6 protein-coding genes are annotated in these 17028 nt (G+C 42.4%); 3 read left to right on the top strand and 3 right to left on the bottom strand.

What is annotated here, in order from left to right; genetic code table 11:
- Positions 1-37 precede the first annotated feature (37 nt).
- On the bottom strand, positions 38-11164 hold the full coding sequence (locus tag LX64_RS26265) for a PKD domain-containing protein (protein WP_158538605.1): 11127 nt from the start codon (positions 11162-11164) through the stop codon (positions 38-40).
- A 296-nt stretch (positions 11165-11460) separates the two neighbouring features.
- Between LX64_RS26265 and LX64_RS12535 the strand changes: the two genes are divergently transcribed.
- Positions 11461-11964, top strand: coding sequence for a hypothetical protein (locus LX64_RS12535; protein WP_111597990.1), 504 nt, complete (start codon positions 11461-11463; stop codon positions 11962-11964).
- A gap of 898 nt (positions 11965-12862) precedes the next feature.
- Here the strand turns inward: LX64_RS12535 and LX64_RS12530 are convergent.
- Positions 12863-13780 carry a phosphatase PAP2 family protein gene (locus LX64_RS12530; RefSeq protein ID WP_111597989.1) on the bottom strand — a complete coding sequence of 306 codons (918 nt, stop codon included), beginning with the start codon at positions 13778-13780 and terminating at the stop codon, positions 12863-12865.
- 201 nt (positions 13781-13981) lie between these two features.
- On the bottom strand, positions 13982-14962 hold the full coding sequence (locus tag LX64_RS12525) for a 3-keto-disaccharide hydrolase (RefSeq protein ID WP_111598157.1): 981 nt from the start codon (positions 14960-14962) through the stop codon (positions 13982-13984).
- A 139-nt stretch (positions 14963-15101) separates the two neighbouring features.
- Here LX64_RS12525 and LX64_RS12520 point away from each other — a divergent pair, with 139 nt between their 5' ends.
- Positions 15102-15860 carry a nucleotidyltransferase domain-containing protein gene (locus LX64_RS12520; RefSeq protein WP_111597988.1) on the top strand — a complete coding sequence of 253 codons (759 nt, stop codon included), beginning with the start codon at positions 15102-15104 and terminating at the stop codon, positions 15858-15860.
- Complete coding sequence (locus LX64_RS12515) at positions 15857-16936, top strand: DNA polymerase beta superfamily protein (protein ID WP_111597987.1); 1080 nt, start codon at positions 15857-15859, stop codon at positions 16934-16936. The genes LX64_RS12520 and LX64_RS12515 overlap by 4 nt, the downstream gene beginning before the upstream one ends.
- Positions 16937-17028: the final 92 nt, after the last annotated feature.

Raw genomic sequence — 17028 nt, 5'->3', positions numbered from 1 at the left:
CAGTTGTTAACCGGGCTTCTTTTTATCTAATCCTGTATTACCTGATCAATTGTATATAGCCTTTATAAATCTTAATTTCTCCCGTTTGTAATCGAAGTTTCAGCACATAATAATATGTACTTTCTAATAAGCCATCACCCGTCCAGCTGTTATCATAACTCTTATTCTCATACACTTGGTTACCCCAACGGTTATAAATAGATACATGCGAATTCGGGTATCTTTCAAGGCCTACAATTACCCAACGATCATTCTTACCATCGCCATTCGGTGAAATCACATTCGGAATGTATATATCGTCGTTGCCTAATACACGCACTTGCAATGAATCTGTTGTAACACAACCGCTCGGCATTTCCATCGTAATACGGTATAGCTGTGTTTGTGTAAGCGTAGCGGTAGGATTTTGAATCGCCGGGTTACTTAAGCCGGTAGTCGGTGTCCATGCCCAACTGGTATTGCCAATATTACGTGCATTTAGCAATGTTGGAACATTCGGTGTTGTATTCACGGTTGGTAATATCATACCGGCAACCGGTACATCAATTACTATATTCTTCGCTACAGAATCGGCTAATAATGGACAGCTCATAGGTGTTACTTTCAACTGTACCATGTACGAACCGCCATTGTTATACGTGAATGTTGGAGATTTTAATGTACTTGCATGTCCTGCATTATCTACCCAACTGTACAATACATCCATCGTATCTTGTACTTGCGATGTATTTGTAAAGGTTACCGGGATGCCTTCGCAATACCGATCGAATGTAAAGCTAGCCACAGGCTTCGCAACACTCGAAATTTTCACGTTGCCTACTTTATCTGCACTACATCCTGCCAAGGTGAAAATAGACACGCTGTAAGTTCCGCTATCAGTGGCTTCATATACCGCATTGGTGGCGCCGTTAATCAGTACATCATTTTTATACCATTGGTAAGCATTACCTCCAGAGGTAATTAATGGAAGACTAAAGCCTTCACAGATATAAGTACCCTTCGGTGTTAGTATCGTACCTGCAGGTGTTGGATTCACAGTAACATTATACCCCGCTGGTTCCAACAACCTACAACCTTCCGGTGTAGTCGCTGAAATGGATACCCTGCCATTCACAGCACGATCAAACCCTGTACTTGCCATAAAGCTTGGCACATCGCCGCTACCACTCGCGCCTAAACCTGTATTTTCATTACTGTTCGTCCATGTAAACATCGTACCTGGCACCGCTCCTCGCAATGGTACAGCTGGCGCCGTTGCTCCACCGCAAAGTACCTGGTCGGCCAATGTGCTTACTAAGCTAGCAGCCGGGTTTACCGTAATGCGTACTTGCTGCGTATCGGTACAATTTATGAAACTAACACTATATGTATATACAATTTCCACCGGTGCATTCGTAGTATTCATCAACGTTTCCATAATATTACCAGTACCACTTGATGCCGGGTTACTAATACCAGGTATCGCTTCTCTTCTCCATGTTAAGGTAGCACCTGGCGTCGCAGTTTTGCCTTCGTATGTTAAGCTTGTACCAGAACAGATAGGTGCCAGTTGTGTTTCACTGCTTAATCGTAAGCTTGGTGCAACAACTACTACCACATTCTGCGAACTAACACAACCATCAGCATTTACAGTGAAAGAATAAATAGCACGGGCAATATCCGTTGTTACATTCTCTAATATTTCATTTGGATTACCAGTACCGCTAGCTGCTGGATTCGCCAAAGATGAGAAGGCATTTCGTTGCCATGTAATTTGTGCGCCTGGAACATTTGCTGTTGGTGCATAATCAAATACCGTGTTATTACAAATACTTGGCGGTGTTGTGGTGCTACTTAATGTAGGTTGTGGTTTAACTACAACACTAACAGTGGCCGTAGTGGCACTACAACCAGTGGCACGTACTGTATAAATATAGTTCACCGTAACAGGTTGTGCAGTAGTATTGATTAAGGTTTCCGCGATATTGCCAGTTCCAGTTGCTGCTGGGTTACTTATACCGGGTACCGCTGCACGTGTCCAAGTAAACGTAGCACTTGGTTCGTTGCTTGTTGGAATATAATTCAACGGCGTAGCACTACAAATAGCACTTGGTGTTAAGGTGCTTGTTAAGCCTGGTGCTGGGTCAATCGTATATTGGAAAGAAATCGGCGCTCCTGTACAACCATTTGCAGTAGGTGTTACCGTTATGGTCGCAACTAGTAACGACTTGTTAAGTGGTGGTGTAGCGAAGGCCGGGATATTACCCGTACCCGATCCCGGCAAACCAATAGTTGGATTAGAATTAGTCCAACTGTAAGTAGTACCCGCTACTGGTCCACTAAAGTTAACAGCCGTTGTAGTAGCGCCTGCGCAAAGTGTTTGACTAGCTACAGGGTTTACCGCAGGAACAGGATTTACAGTAATCGTAAATGTACTTGGTGCACTACTACAATTATTTTCAGTTGCAATAACTGTTATAGTAGCAGTAATAGGAACATTACTTGTATTGGTGGCCGTGAAGATGGGAATATTACCTGTACCACCGGCACTTAAACCTATGGCTGGATTATCATTCGTCCACGTATATGTAGCCGCTGTAATAGTTCCTGCAAAGCTTGGGATGGTTACACTTTCATTTGCACACACCACCGTGTTGCTCGGCACTGTAATAGTAGGTACCGCAAAAACTTGCACGGTACGAGTTGCCTCGGAAATAAACCCGGTCGACGTTTCTACTGATAAAGTAACCGTATATACACCTGCCGCGGCGTACGTATGCGTTGGATTAGCATCTGTACTCGTAGTACCATCACCAAAATCCCATGTAGCACCAATTACCGTTACTCCTCCCGTAATAGTGGAGGTATTGGTGAACGCAAATAAATTACCTGGTAAACAAGCTGTAATTGGATTAATATCAAACTTCGCTACCACGTTCGGGTTCTTAGTTACAGTAATTGTATTACGTGCCACGCTTGTACAACCATTATCGGCCGTTACCATTAACGTAACGATATATAAGCCACTATTTTGGTAGGTATGCATTGGATTCTGTTCAAAGCTTTCTGTACCATCACCAAACATCCAATGATAGGTAGTTAATGTACCTTTCCGTATACGCGTAACTGTTGATATAAACTGGTATTCATCATTCGAGTTCGGTGCTATAATGCGGTAAGTAAATCCAGCTACCGGCGATGGCAATACCGTTATAGTTTCACGGTAGGCTTCACTCGCACAACCATCACTGCTGGTAGCAGTTAACACCACATTATACTGGCCATCGGCTTGGTAAGCATGCGTTGCATTCTGCGTAGTTAAAATAGTACCATCTCCCAAATCCCAAGTATACGTTAAGGTACCACTGCCAATGTTAGAAGTATTGGTAAACTCGTAGTTATTACCCGTAATACATTGCGGATCATTATTAATAGTAAATCCTACCGTTGGTAATGGAAGAACCGTTACCGTTACTTGCTGTGTATTTGTACAACCATTCGCTGCTAAAGTATATTGATACACAACATTAACCGGCAAACTAGTTGTATTGGTTAATATTTCATTCGGGTTACCCGTTCCGCTGGCTGCTCCATTACTAATGCCCGCTACTGCTGCACGCGACCAGCTAAATGTAACGCCACTTATCGCTGAAGTTGGTGAATAATTCAACATCGTACCAGAACAAATCGCCGTTGGGGTTACACTACTGCTTAATACTGGTGATGGCAATACACGCACCTTAACATTATAAGGTACTGTATTAGCACATCCATTTGCGGAAGCCGTATAGGCATAAACCACGTCGATTGGTGCCGTAGTTGTATTTACCAACACCTCGCTTACATTGCCCGTTCCTGTAGCAGCCGGGTTAGATATGCCTGGTATGGAAGCCCTCGTCCAATTAAAGGAGGCAACAGCAACAAGGCTACTTGGTGTATAAGTAAAGGTTTCTCCACTACAAATTACTCCTGCATCATTATTACTATTCATGATAGGTGTTGGATGAATTGTGATGGTGAATGTTGATGCTGTACCTACACAACCATTAATAACCGGGGTTATGGTAATATTAGCCACTTCCGTAGTATTACCTGTATTAATACCGGTAAATGATGCAATATTACCGGTACCGCTCGCATTCAGTCCAATTCTAGTATTATCATTCACCCAAGTATATGTTGTGCCAGCAACAGGACTTGTAAAATTAATGGCGGCTACTGTTTCACCGTTACATTTAACTTGGTTTGATACGGTATTCACTGTTGTTGTCGGATTCACCGTAATAAGGAATGATCGCGCTTCTCCTGGACATCCTTGTAAGGTAGGCGTAACATTAATAAATGAAGCAAGTGGCGCTTGCGTGGTATTTGTAGCAACAAATGACGGTATAAAGTCGGTTCCAGAAGTAGGCAACCCTATCGCCGCAAATGTATTACTCCATGTGAAAATTGTATTGGGTGTTCCTGAGAAATTAATTTGATTTACAGTACTGCCATTACAAACCGTTATATTTCGTAATCCTGTTACAACTGGTGTTGCATTTACAATTAATGACACAGTTGCTATATTCACATTACCCATATCGTCTATCACCGCTAACTCTACAGTATAATTACCCGCAGCTGCGTAGGTGTGTGTTGGATTCATACCAAGCGCAGTTGTTCCATCTCCAAAATCCCAGTTATAAACAACTATCGGGTTTGTAGCAGTAGAAGCAAATCCGCTGAAAACAAATATATTGTCTTTCAAACACTGTGATGTTGTATTGACATCTATCCTAGCAACCACGTTAGGATCATCTATAATTACCAATGTCTTCTGTATATATGCAGCACAAGATGTACCGTTCGATGTTTCAGTAACGGTTAAGCGCACATTGTAATTACCCTGTGCAGCATATGTATGTGTTGGATTTTCATCAGTGCTAGTTGTTCCATCACCAAAATTCCAAACATACGATAAGGTACCATTACTAATCGTTGAATTATTGGTAAATTCAAACGTTTTGGTTGAACCAAATGGATCAGACATAAATGTAAAGTTCGGTGATGGTACTGGGTCCACTCTCACTTGATTAACAACTGTTGAAGTTGCACATCCTTCATTCCCAGTCACTTTTAAGGTAACATCATAAGTACCCTCCGCAGTATAAGTATGGGTGGCATTTGCAGTAGTGGCTGTTTTACCATCACCAAAATCCCATGCATACGTTAATGTACCACTACCAGTAGTTGTGTTTGTAAAGACGAAACTATTGCCCTGTAAACACTGTACCGCGTTATTGATGGTAAATGCAGTGCCTGGTATTGGACTTACCACAACACTCACTTGCTGCACATTACTACAACCATTTGCAGTAATAGTATACTGATACACCACTGTAATAGGCGCATTCGTAGTATTGATCAATACCTCGTTCGGATTATTTACACCAGATGCTGCTGGATTACTGATACCAGCTATGGCAGCACGGCTCCAACTAAATGTAGCCCCATTCGTTACACTACTTGGGGAATAGTTAAATTCTGCTCCTGAACAAATACCTGCCGGTATTAAACTACTACTTAACACAGGCGTTGGATCTACATTCACTACCACATTATAAGTTGTAGGATTCACACAACCATTCGATGATAAAGTATATACATACGTCACGGCTATTCGTGCATTCGTTGTATTCACCAATGTTTCACTAATATTCCCTACTCCACTTCCACTAGCATTACTGATGCCACTTACAGCAGCTCTTGTCCAATTATATATAACACCGGTCGTATTACTACTTGGTGTATAATTAAAGGTTGCATTGCTACAAATAGTACCACCTTGCAAGCTACTTGTTAAAATAGGTGTAGGTTGAACGGTAATGGTGTATTGTTGTTCCGCTCCTGCACATGTACCGCCTCTTGGTGTTACTTTAATGGTAGCTATTTCTGGTGAAGCACTCGTATTCACTCCTGTAAAGGCTGTTATACTACCGCTACCAGATGCAGCTAAACCAATACGTGTATTATCATTCGTCCAACTAAATGTTATACCTGTCACGGTACTTGTAAAGTTAGTAGCTGGCACTTGCGCGCCGTTACAAACTGTTTGATCTGCAAAACCACTTACGGTTGGTGTTGGTAATACAGTAATAGTAAATGTTTCTGCTGTACCTGTACAACTAAAGAGGCGTGGTGTTAAAGTAATTGTAGCGATTACAGGTGTAGTACCTGTATTCACCACAGTAAAGGGCGAGATGTTATCATTACCTGAAGCCGGCAAACCGATACTTGGCGTATTATTTGTCCATGTAAAGGTAGCGGCGGTAGGACTAGCATTGAAGTTGATGTTGTTTGAAGTAGCCCCGTTACACAATGTTTGATTAGTTACCGGTGCAATAACAGGTGTTGGTAAAACAGTAACCGATTTCGAAACCGCATCCACAAATCCATTACTACCTGTTACCGTTAATATCACGGTGTAAGTTCCACTACTGGTATACGTGTGTGTTGGATTTGCTAAAGTACTAGATGTACCATCGCCAAATTCCCATAAGTAACTAGCCACAGACGCTCCACCGGCTGCTGTTGTGGTATTATTGAATACAAAATTATTGCCTGTTAAACATTGCGCATCTGGAGTTACGTCAAATCCTGCTACTACATTTTGGTATTTCGTTACGCGTATTTGACTAGTAACAGTAGCGGTACAACCTTGCTGGTTTGTTACCGTTAAACGCACTACATAAATGCCGCTATCTGCATACAAATGCGTAGGATCTTTCAAAGTGCTAGTAGCGCCATCTCCAAAATCCCAAGCATACGTTAATGTACCGGCACTACTACTAGAAGTATTGGTGAATTGGAATTCATCATTCGAATTAGGAGAAATTATATTGTATACAAATCCCGCTACCGGTGAATTATACACTACTACGGTACGACTTACCACTGCTGTACATCCAGCGGCTGTTATACCGCGCAAAGTAACCGTGTAAGTACCGGCCAATTTATAAGCATGCGTGGCATTCGCCGTGGTGGCTGTTTCACCATCGCCAAAATTCCATGTATACGTTGCGCCACTCACAGCACTAGTGTTCGTAAACACAAAATTATTGCCTTGCAAACATTGCGTGGTGTCGTTAATGGTTAATTGTAAAGCAGGTAATGGCTGTACCTGTGCAAATACAGTATCCGTATTACTACATGCATTAGCCGTTAAGGTGTATACATATGGTACTTGGTGACTAGCCTGGTCTGTAATTTGCAACGTTTCATTTATACCATTCACACCGCTCGCTGCGGGGTTACTAACACCTGCTATAGCTGCCCTGCTCCAAGCAAACGTAGTGCCTGGCAAACTCGCTGTAGGCGAATAAACAAATGGAGTTCCTGCACATACAGCAGCTGGCGTAGTTGTTGAAGTTAATACAGGCAATGGTTTCACGGTAACTGTCACATTTCCTGTTCCACCACAACCGTTTGCGTTCAATAAATAAGTATAAAACACATTTATAGGTCCATCGGTCGTATTCACTAATCGTTCATCAATTATACCTACTCCACTCGATGCAGGGTTTGCAATACCAGGCACAGCGTTACGCGTCCATGTGAAGGTAGTATTAGGCGTTCCAGAACCAGGTTCATAGTAGAATGGATTACCAGAACAAATAGCGGCTGGTGTTAAATTAGTACTGAGGGTTGGTGTAGGTCGTACCCCAAGTCGTACTAACTGCACGTTGCTACAGCCATTCGCAGTAATTGTAAATCTATAAGTTACGGTTACTACGGAATCCGTTGTATTATCTAGTAACTCACGTGGGTTACCTGTTCCACTTGCCGTTGCATTTGAAATACCCGGCACAGCATCGCGCTGCCATGTGAAAGTGGCACCAGGTGTACCGCTGGTAGGTTCATAACTAAATACAGAATTATCACAAATAGGGGTTGGTGTTAACGAGTTGTTTAATACAGGAATAGGATATACCGTAATATTAAAAGTATCACGCGTACCTGTACAACCCGCAGCTGCTGCTTGTACAATAACCGAAGATGTAATACTAGTGGCACCTGTATTAATAGCTGTAAATGCCGCGATATTACCGGTTCCTGAAGTCTGTAAACCAGTTGTCGTATTGCTATTCGTCCAGCTAAAGGTGGTATTTTGTACGGCACTAGTGAAGGCCACCGCTTGCGTAGTACCCCCGGCACAAAGCGCTTGGTCGGCTGTTGGATTTACACGAGGACTAGGTTTTACTGTGATGGTAAATGTTTGCGCAGCGCCAATACAACCATCAAAACTTGGTGTAACAGTAAAGGTTGCTACACTGTTGCTTTGTGTTGAATTGGTGGTAGTGAAGGAAGGAATGTTTCCACTTCCACTAGCAGCCACACCAATTGCAGGATTCGAATTCACCCAGTTGTACATGGTACCAGGAACACTACCCGTGAAATTAATCGCCGTTGTTGGTTGCCCTACACACAATATTTGATCCGCAGGTTTCACCACTGTTGGTACCGGTTTTACGACTACTGTTTGGGTAACAGTTTGCCTATAACCAGTTGTAGTAATCACCGTTAAAGTAACCACGTAAGTACCTGCTGTTGCGTATACATGAGAAGGACTAGTAACCGTAGAAATAGCCGTATTGTCACCAAAGTTCCATTCATACCCGGCAATTGTTGTGCCCGGTGTAACCGTGGTAGTATTGGTGAATACGAAGTTATTACCTGTTAGGCATTGCTCACTTTGGTTAATTGTAAACTTCCCATTTACATTCGGATCAATAGTCACTACAATGGTTTCCGAAGCACTAGCCGAACAGCCAGAGCGCGTTGTAACGGTTAAACGAACGGTATATGTACCATTGGTAGTATAAGTATGACTAGGATTTTCTAGCGTACTGCTTATACCATCACCAAAGTCCCAGAAGTATACTACACCCGTATCTTCTGGTGGAGTAATGACGGTTTTATTGGTGAACTGGAATACATTATTACTATTAGGAGAAATGATAGCGTACACAAAACTCACTTGCGGCGTAATATTTACCGTCACTGTTCTTGCGATAGAATCTTTACAACCATTGCCGTTCGTGCTAACTAACTTAACAATGAAATCGCCTGTAGTGGTGTAACTATGTGTAGGTGATGTAGCTGTTGAAGTTGTTCCATCGCCAAAATCCCAAACATAGGTAGCATTCGTACCAGCGGTTGTATTGGTAAATACAAACGAATTACCTGTTAAACATTGCGAAGCTTGGTTAACAGCAAAACTGGATTTCGGTAATGGATTAACAGTAATGGTTAATGTATCGGTTGTATTACATCCCGCGGCAGAAGTAGTAACAGCTATTTTCGCTATAACCGGGGCATTGCCATTATTAATGGCCACAAACCCAGGCACAGTAGCACCTGAACCACTGCCCGGTAAGCCAATGCTTGTATTATTATTAGTCCACGAGAAGGTAGTACCGGCAATAGGACTTGTAAATGTTCTAGGTGGAATAGAATCGCCCGAACATACTGTTACACCCGGTAAAGCCATTGGCTGATTTTGCGGTTGTACCGTATAAGTTACCCTTACCGGCTCACCATTCACCACCACGGAAGAACCATCATCCGGGGAAGTATAAGTATAAGAAGGCGTAAAAGTATACACCACGGTTCCTACAGTGGTGCCCGTATTCGTTAAAGTAGGTGCAAATGTATAGGTGCCTGTACTAGATGCTACTGCGCTACCATTTGCCACACCTCCTACCGTTCCGGCGGTAACACTGGCTGTCCAGCTAATCGTAGCATTATGTAACGTTTGTAAATTGATGGGGGTAGGCGTACCACTACATATATTTACAGTTGTACTAGGTACTTGTAAAACCGGTTTACGGTAAGCGTAAGTAACCGAAGTATCGTTGCTGGCATCGGGATCACTGAAGCCTGTAGGCGATTTACTATAGGCAAGGTTTTTAATAATACGAGGAATACTATCAGTAAACACCATTCTGCCTGCAAACCGGAACGTACCTCTACTATAGGCTTGCAAATTCACCGTTCCTCCTCTAAAAACATTTCCCACAATGGAGCCATTACCATCGTAGGTGTTACTTATATAACCGTTGTTGTTGAAGCTTACATTTTGTGCAGTAAACCAAGTAGGCAAAGTATCGGTTACCGGGATATTAGGAATAGGACTAGGGCTATCATTAAATACCCCTACATTATATACAACCGAATCCCGGTTAGTAATTACCACCGGGCCACTCTTTTCTGTATGAATAGCACCAGGCGTGGTAACATATAAATTCTTAATCTCGTGGTTGTTAGTATATAACCCCGTGGATGCAGCAAACCCCACTTTCAAATTCGCCGGTGGAGGATCACTTAATAGAATGGGGCCAAATACTTTATTCATACTACCCGATTGCGAGAATTGCATGCTAACGGTGAGCTGGTAATTAGCACCTACCTTCTCAATTAGTACTTGCACCTTCCGGTAAAAGTTATCGGAACTGGGTCGCGTAGCGATAGGCGTACCATAACTAATCTTCTGACCAGCATACACAGTTCCTCCTAAATTTGCACCTGTTCCCGCTAAATAAGGTGTATGATTAGCTGTTGTACCCCTTACAGCAATTGTATGGGGTAAAAAACCTTTAGAAAGATTATCATTCACGGTTTGTTTAACAGAGTAGTTACCAAATTCATCTAACCCTACACCAATATAACCACCCGTAAGCCCCGGGCCTAATGACCAGCCTGTAGGATGTGTTGCTTTATCTACCTCACCATACCCTAAAGCGCCTCCATCCTGTCCAATCTGAAACGTTCCCGGGCCATATGCGGCATCAAATAAGTAAACGGCAAAACCATCTGCCTCTGGCCGCGTAGAAGGTGCCCATGCAGTATATTCAAACTCCACGAACAAACCTAGGTTCGATGGGAAGCTTTCATTTACATAACAATAGCCTACTTGGTTGGTGGAATCCCCTGTTAGTCGTAGCCATCCTGCCCCCAAAGGGTCAATACCAGCAGCAGCCGTTAATTGCGCACTACCACCTAGTATAATCCTTGGAGAGGTTAAGGTATTATCACCAAAACTCTCCCGTAACGTGAACTGGGCACGTACTGCTTGTTGGGTGAATAATAAAATAAATAAACAGAGTAAAGTTTTACGCCATAGTGATAAGGTGCTTTTGCACATAGCCATATTTTTAGTCAACAGAAAATCATACATGCACACCATTTGCCTGGTGCGAAAAAAGGGTCTTACCATGCCTGCTTGTAACTTTCAAATAGGTACAAAAACACTTTCCAGGTCGTCGATTTTGGTAAGTAGGTGTAATTTTATTGCTGGATTGTATGCTTAGGGTTGGGTACAATTGTATTAGATAACACGATTTAAGGTGGAGGGTTCACAAGACGAAAAGAATTTTTTCTTTTGAAACAGCTTGATAATCATTGTAAATAATAAGTGTATAAAAATAATGAGCCTGTTTTTTGCCTATTTTTAGTCAACCGCAAGGCAACGCATGTATCGATTATTACGTATTACTAACATTCACCAACTTCAGTACCATGATCAAAAAATGGCTTATCTCCAGCGCATTTCTTACAGCATTTCTATGCACTGCTTGTAGCAAAAGCGACGACAATAGCACGCCACCCGTAAACACGGCGGCCCCAACTAGCGGCACATGGCGTGTAACACTCTTCTCCGAAAGAGGCGAAAACAACACGAGCAAATTCAATGGCTACACCTTTACTTTCAATAGAGGCGGTACAGCCACCGCCATGAAAGACGCTATCACTAAAAACGGCACTTGGAGCTTCGGCAATAGCAATCGCCGTTACAACATCGATTTTGGTGTAAAAACCGACAGTAACAAACCACTGGGTGAATTAACCGACGATTGGGTAATTGTAGAAGTATCCACCACGAAGATTACGCTAAAGGACGATAATGAAAGCAGTAACGAACAACTCGTTTTCACGAAGAACTAATAAAACAACAACCGCCAGAAAGAAATTTCCGGCGGTGTTTTTTATGCATGTTTGAAAAAATGGATACACTAATTATTGACACATCAACAGTATCATTATAAGGTGGTCGACGTTCTACCTTCTATATATCATCATTGCAACTTACCCATCTTCTGCATCGTACTAGCAGCCTTTAGAAGTAACTTGTACCCCTAGTTCCCAATGCTGCCAGTAACACCGGTTGAAGAAGTTCACCTACAACAATGCTAGATAGTAGAAACATCGACCACCTTCACAAATTCCATCCTTCACAACTGGTTGACATGTTAGTTTTGCTTCTGCAGTATTTCCTACTATCTATTACATGATGCAATATTTTCCAGCTTTGCATAATACAACGCACAATATTTTGATAATTTTTCTAACCATACACAACTGCAATAAATAGCCTAGTAAGTTGATGGTAGATTATATCTCCATGCTTATCCCATGTTTTCCCAATAAGTACCTTATACTAATAGTATATTCAACCTTACCTTCCCTATAACTTGTTCGTAAGTAGTACAATCCTTCTAAGTAATTTCTAAGGTGCCGCCAAGCTCCTTCCATGTACCAACCATGTAGCTACCATGTAATTTCTAAGCTAATTCCATGTAGTTTTCATGTAACTACCATGTAATTCCATGTAGTTTGATCGTATTTAGATCGTATGTACATCGTATTTACATCGTATTTACATCGGCTTTCCCCTAGTAATCACTTGATGATCACTTATATAACTGTATTATCATGCTTGGCTATTAGCTAACTTGTCGCAATCATAATACTCAATAGGCCAAATGCGCAATTCACTGGAAATAAGAAAGGCTGCCTCTACCTGGTAGAAACAGCCTTTCCTGTTATATTCACTACGTTAATATTACATCAATTTCAACTGTAAAGCCCGCTTTTTCTCTTGTTCCCGGTGATGACGGAATACGCTCTTTGTTACGAAGTGACCCAACGACATTCCAATTAACACATCACTACTCCAATGGCGATTGTCGTACAACCGGGAAATCCCCGTTAAGCCGGCAATACCATAACATACCCAAGGTACCCATTTATGATCCTTCCCATACGATTCCGCGATAGCGGTAGCTACCGTCATAATGGTATTACTATGACCCGATGGGAACGAGGTAAAGCGTTTATCATTGCTACCCGGCGCATTGAAGTTAAACGGTGAATCGAAGTAACTGGGGCGCCCTCTGCGTACCACGCTCTTAATCGTAGCGTAAATGGCCGTAGAAATGACCAAGGATTTAGCTGCCATTAAGCCCGCGCTTTCTAAACGACGATCTTTTGCAATAACCCCAGCAAGGTACATACCCCCCACTAAATAGGGGCCATAAGCATTGCCGAAAGGCTCTACTTGCCTTACTACACTCGTATAAGCATTGGCGCGGTGCGTAATAAAAAATTGCTTGATTTCGTAATCGCTGGCCGCTAAGGCGGTGGTTAAGCCAAGAATAACGGTAAATTTCGTTACATCCTTTTTATCCCAGTGCAGCGGGCGGGTAACCGTGTATTTCGCATCATCCCAAATACTCACAAAAAACTTCTTATTCAGGCGGTAATAGATCGCCGAATCTTGGGGATGGGAAATAGCTTGTTGCACCGGCACAATGGAATCTTGTGCAGGAACAATTGTAGAAGTAACTACGCTCGTGTCTTGCCCTGGTAATGTATCTACCACGGGTTGTTGTGCATAGGCCTTACTGCCGAATAGTATAAAACTAGCGATCGCCACCATGGTAATGGGAGATCGTAGCGTGCTAAAAATGTGATTCATCATGACATACTCCCGTAAACCTACGACGGCACAGGTGCTTACGGATTTTAAACTAGAGCTGCAAAATTAGGCAAAAATAGGTTTCATATGGAATACGTGCTAAGTATGACAGTTTTTGTACACTATCGTACATCATGAGAGCACAAAAAAGCCCCAGCTAAGCATACAGCTTGCTGGGGCCTAGTGAATATTGTATATAAATAATTACTTATTTACTGCCGGTGTTAATACAATCTTGCGGAACTCGATCGGACCGTGATCGCCTTGGATATAGATTGGGCCTGGTTCACCTTCGTTAGCATCCAATGCACCACCTGTAATACCCGGTATTTCTTGGTTACTAATCACGGTTTTACCATTCACCACCACGGTTACCATTCTACCCACCAAGGTAATATCGTATGATTGCCATTGGTCGGGTCCCAGTGAATTGATTTCGCTCGGTGTTAAGAAACCGTAAATACCACTATACAAAACATTCGAAGGATGCGCATCTTTCGGGCTATCTTCGATTTGTACTTCGTAACGACCTCTTAAGTAAACACCACTATTGCTACCTTTTTTATAACGGAACTCTACATGCAGTTTAAAATCGGTGAACTTCTCTTCAGAAACAAGGTTCACACCAGATTTAGCACTGGTAAGAATACCATCCTTTACCTCCCATTGGTTCTTAGGGGCAATTTTCCAACCGGTTAAATCTTTCCCATTGAATAAGTTGATGGCTTTACCCCATTTCGGAGCAACAACGCGTTTCAAATAAGGTGCTTTTACCCCTTTCCAAGTGTAGGTTTTGCCTTCGCTGGTAACAAGGGTACCTTGGATGCCAGTACTGGTTAATTCACCTTCTACAACCACATCATTCTTCCCGTTTTCCCATTGTGGCGGGATGCTGAACTTGAACTTCCCGTTATCGAATTCAACCTTCGATACAGGGCGCGCACTGCCTGAAGAACCTACGAAATATCCCACCAACGTACGGTAGCCAGATAATTTTACTTCTAACCAAGAAGGCGCTTCTTTGCCATCTTCGTTCACTGTAATATCCCATCTACCAATTAAATCTTTCGCTTCTTTCACACCGGTTACGGCAAATGCGGTATTTGTGTTTGCAGCAACTGCCGGTGTAACACCACCCATCGCTAGCATGCAACCCAAACCTAAAACGAGGAATTTTTTCTGCATATCAATCTGTTTTAAAATATAGTTGTGTACAACAACTACGAATGAACAAGATAAATCTAATTTCATAAAAACGCAACCCCCGCTTTGATGGACGGCATTTTTTACATTATCTTGCAAGGCTAACATTTAACCTAATCCCATGATACAAGAAAGTATACAACAACACCTGGATCAACTCGTACACGACCATCACATTACGCTCTTATATGTTTGCGAATCGGGTAGCCGCGCTTGGGGCTTCGCATCGGAAGATAGTGATTATGATGTACGGTTCATTTACAAACAACCGTATGAAACATACGTAAGCATTCTCGATAGAAAAGATGTACTAGAACTCCCCGTTAACGAAGTACTCGATATCAGCGGTTGGGACCTTCGCAAAGCATTGCAACTCTTTTTAAAATCGAATGCTCCTTTGTATGAATGGTTACAGTCGCCCATTATATATCGCCAATCAACCAGCCTCGTAGAAGATTTACGCAGCTTGATGTCCAAGTACTTTTCCGAACGGGCAGGGCTACATCATTATATTTCCATGGCCAACAATACTTTTGAACAACACCTGCAAGGCGAACAGGTGCGTATTAAGAAGTACTATTACGCATTACGTCCTTTGCTGGCCGCCCTATGGATAGCCGACAAGGGGGGTGTACCACCGATGGAATTCGGGGAGTTGATCACCCAAATCAGCGATCAAACTTGGTTACATGAAGCCGCTTCGCTCACCGCGCAAAAAGTAGCGGCCAACGAAAAAAGCACCATTGCCCCCATCGCCTTTTGGCAAAATTGGATCAGAGAAACCATCCACTATTGCAACGAAAAATCCAAATCTATTCCTCCTAAGTACAATACAGCGGAAGAATTGGATGCATTATTCAGACAATACATTACAGCATGACCTACGAATCGCTTCAAGCTTCCCCCCAATACCTTTTGCTAAAGTGTATCAGCGGAAGCAATGCATATAACTTACAAGTACCTAACTCCGACACAGATTACAAAGGTATTTACATACTACCGCAACCCGAATTTTTCGGTTTGCATTACACGCCGCAAGTATCTAATAGCACGAACGACGAAACCTACTTCGAAATAGGCCGCTTTATGGAACTATTAGTAACCAACAATCCTAATATTTTAGAATTGCTGGCCACACCTGCACATACTACGATATTCAAACATCCTTTGATGCACCGTATACAAGCGAGCGATTTTCTATCGATGCGCTGCTTAGATACTTTTGCCGGCTATGCGAAAATGCAAATCAAGAAAGCTTATGGTTTGAATAAACAAATTCATAACCCGCAACCCGTTGATAGGAAAACACCTTTGCAATTTTGTTTCGTTGTAGAAGGGCACCGTAGCATGCCTGTAGAAGAATGGTTGCAAGTAAGAAATTTGAAGCAAGAAGATTGTGGCCTGTCGACCCTTCCCAACTTCCGCGAAACGTACAACCTATTTCATAAAAGTCAATTCGAAGAACCGGTACACTTCTCCGGCATAATCGCGAAAGACAATTCCAACGCGGTGAGCCTCAGCTCTATTCCAAAAGGAGCAACACCCCTCACCTATTTACAATTTAATAAAGACGCTTATACGATACATTGTAAGCAATATTTACAATATTGGGAATGGGTAGATAAACGCAACGAAGCGCGCTTCGAAAATACTTTGCAACACGGGAAAAACTACGATAGTAAAAACATGATGCACACCTTCCGCTTGTTGCAGATGGCGGAAGAAATTGCACTAGAAAAGAAGATACAGGTATATAGGCACGATCGTGACTTCTTTCTAAGCATTCGCAGTGGTGCATTTGAATATGATACGCTGTTGCAGATGGCAGAAGAAAAACTAGCGCGTTTACCGGCACTGTACGAACAATCTGGGTTGCCCGATGCGCCGAATGAGGCTGTGGCAGAAGCTTTGCTACAAGAGATTAGAACTTCTTTCTATCAAACATTATCTCAATAATAAACGAATGATATAGCCCTCTTTGTTTTCAAACTGCAACGGGGTTGCTATATTCCTTTTATAAATTTGTATTCGTTTACATACATTTGCAA

It is taken from the genome of Chitinophaga skermanii (assembly GCF_003259335.1).
GTDB lineage: Bacteria > Bacteroidota > Bacteroidia > Chitinophagales > Chitinophagaceae > Chitinophaga > Chitinophaga skermanii.
The sequence above is the reverse complement of the archived record's forward strand: the minus strand, read 5'-3'. Positions and strand labels throughout refer to the sequence as shown.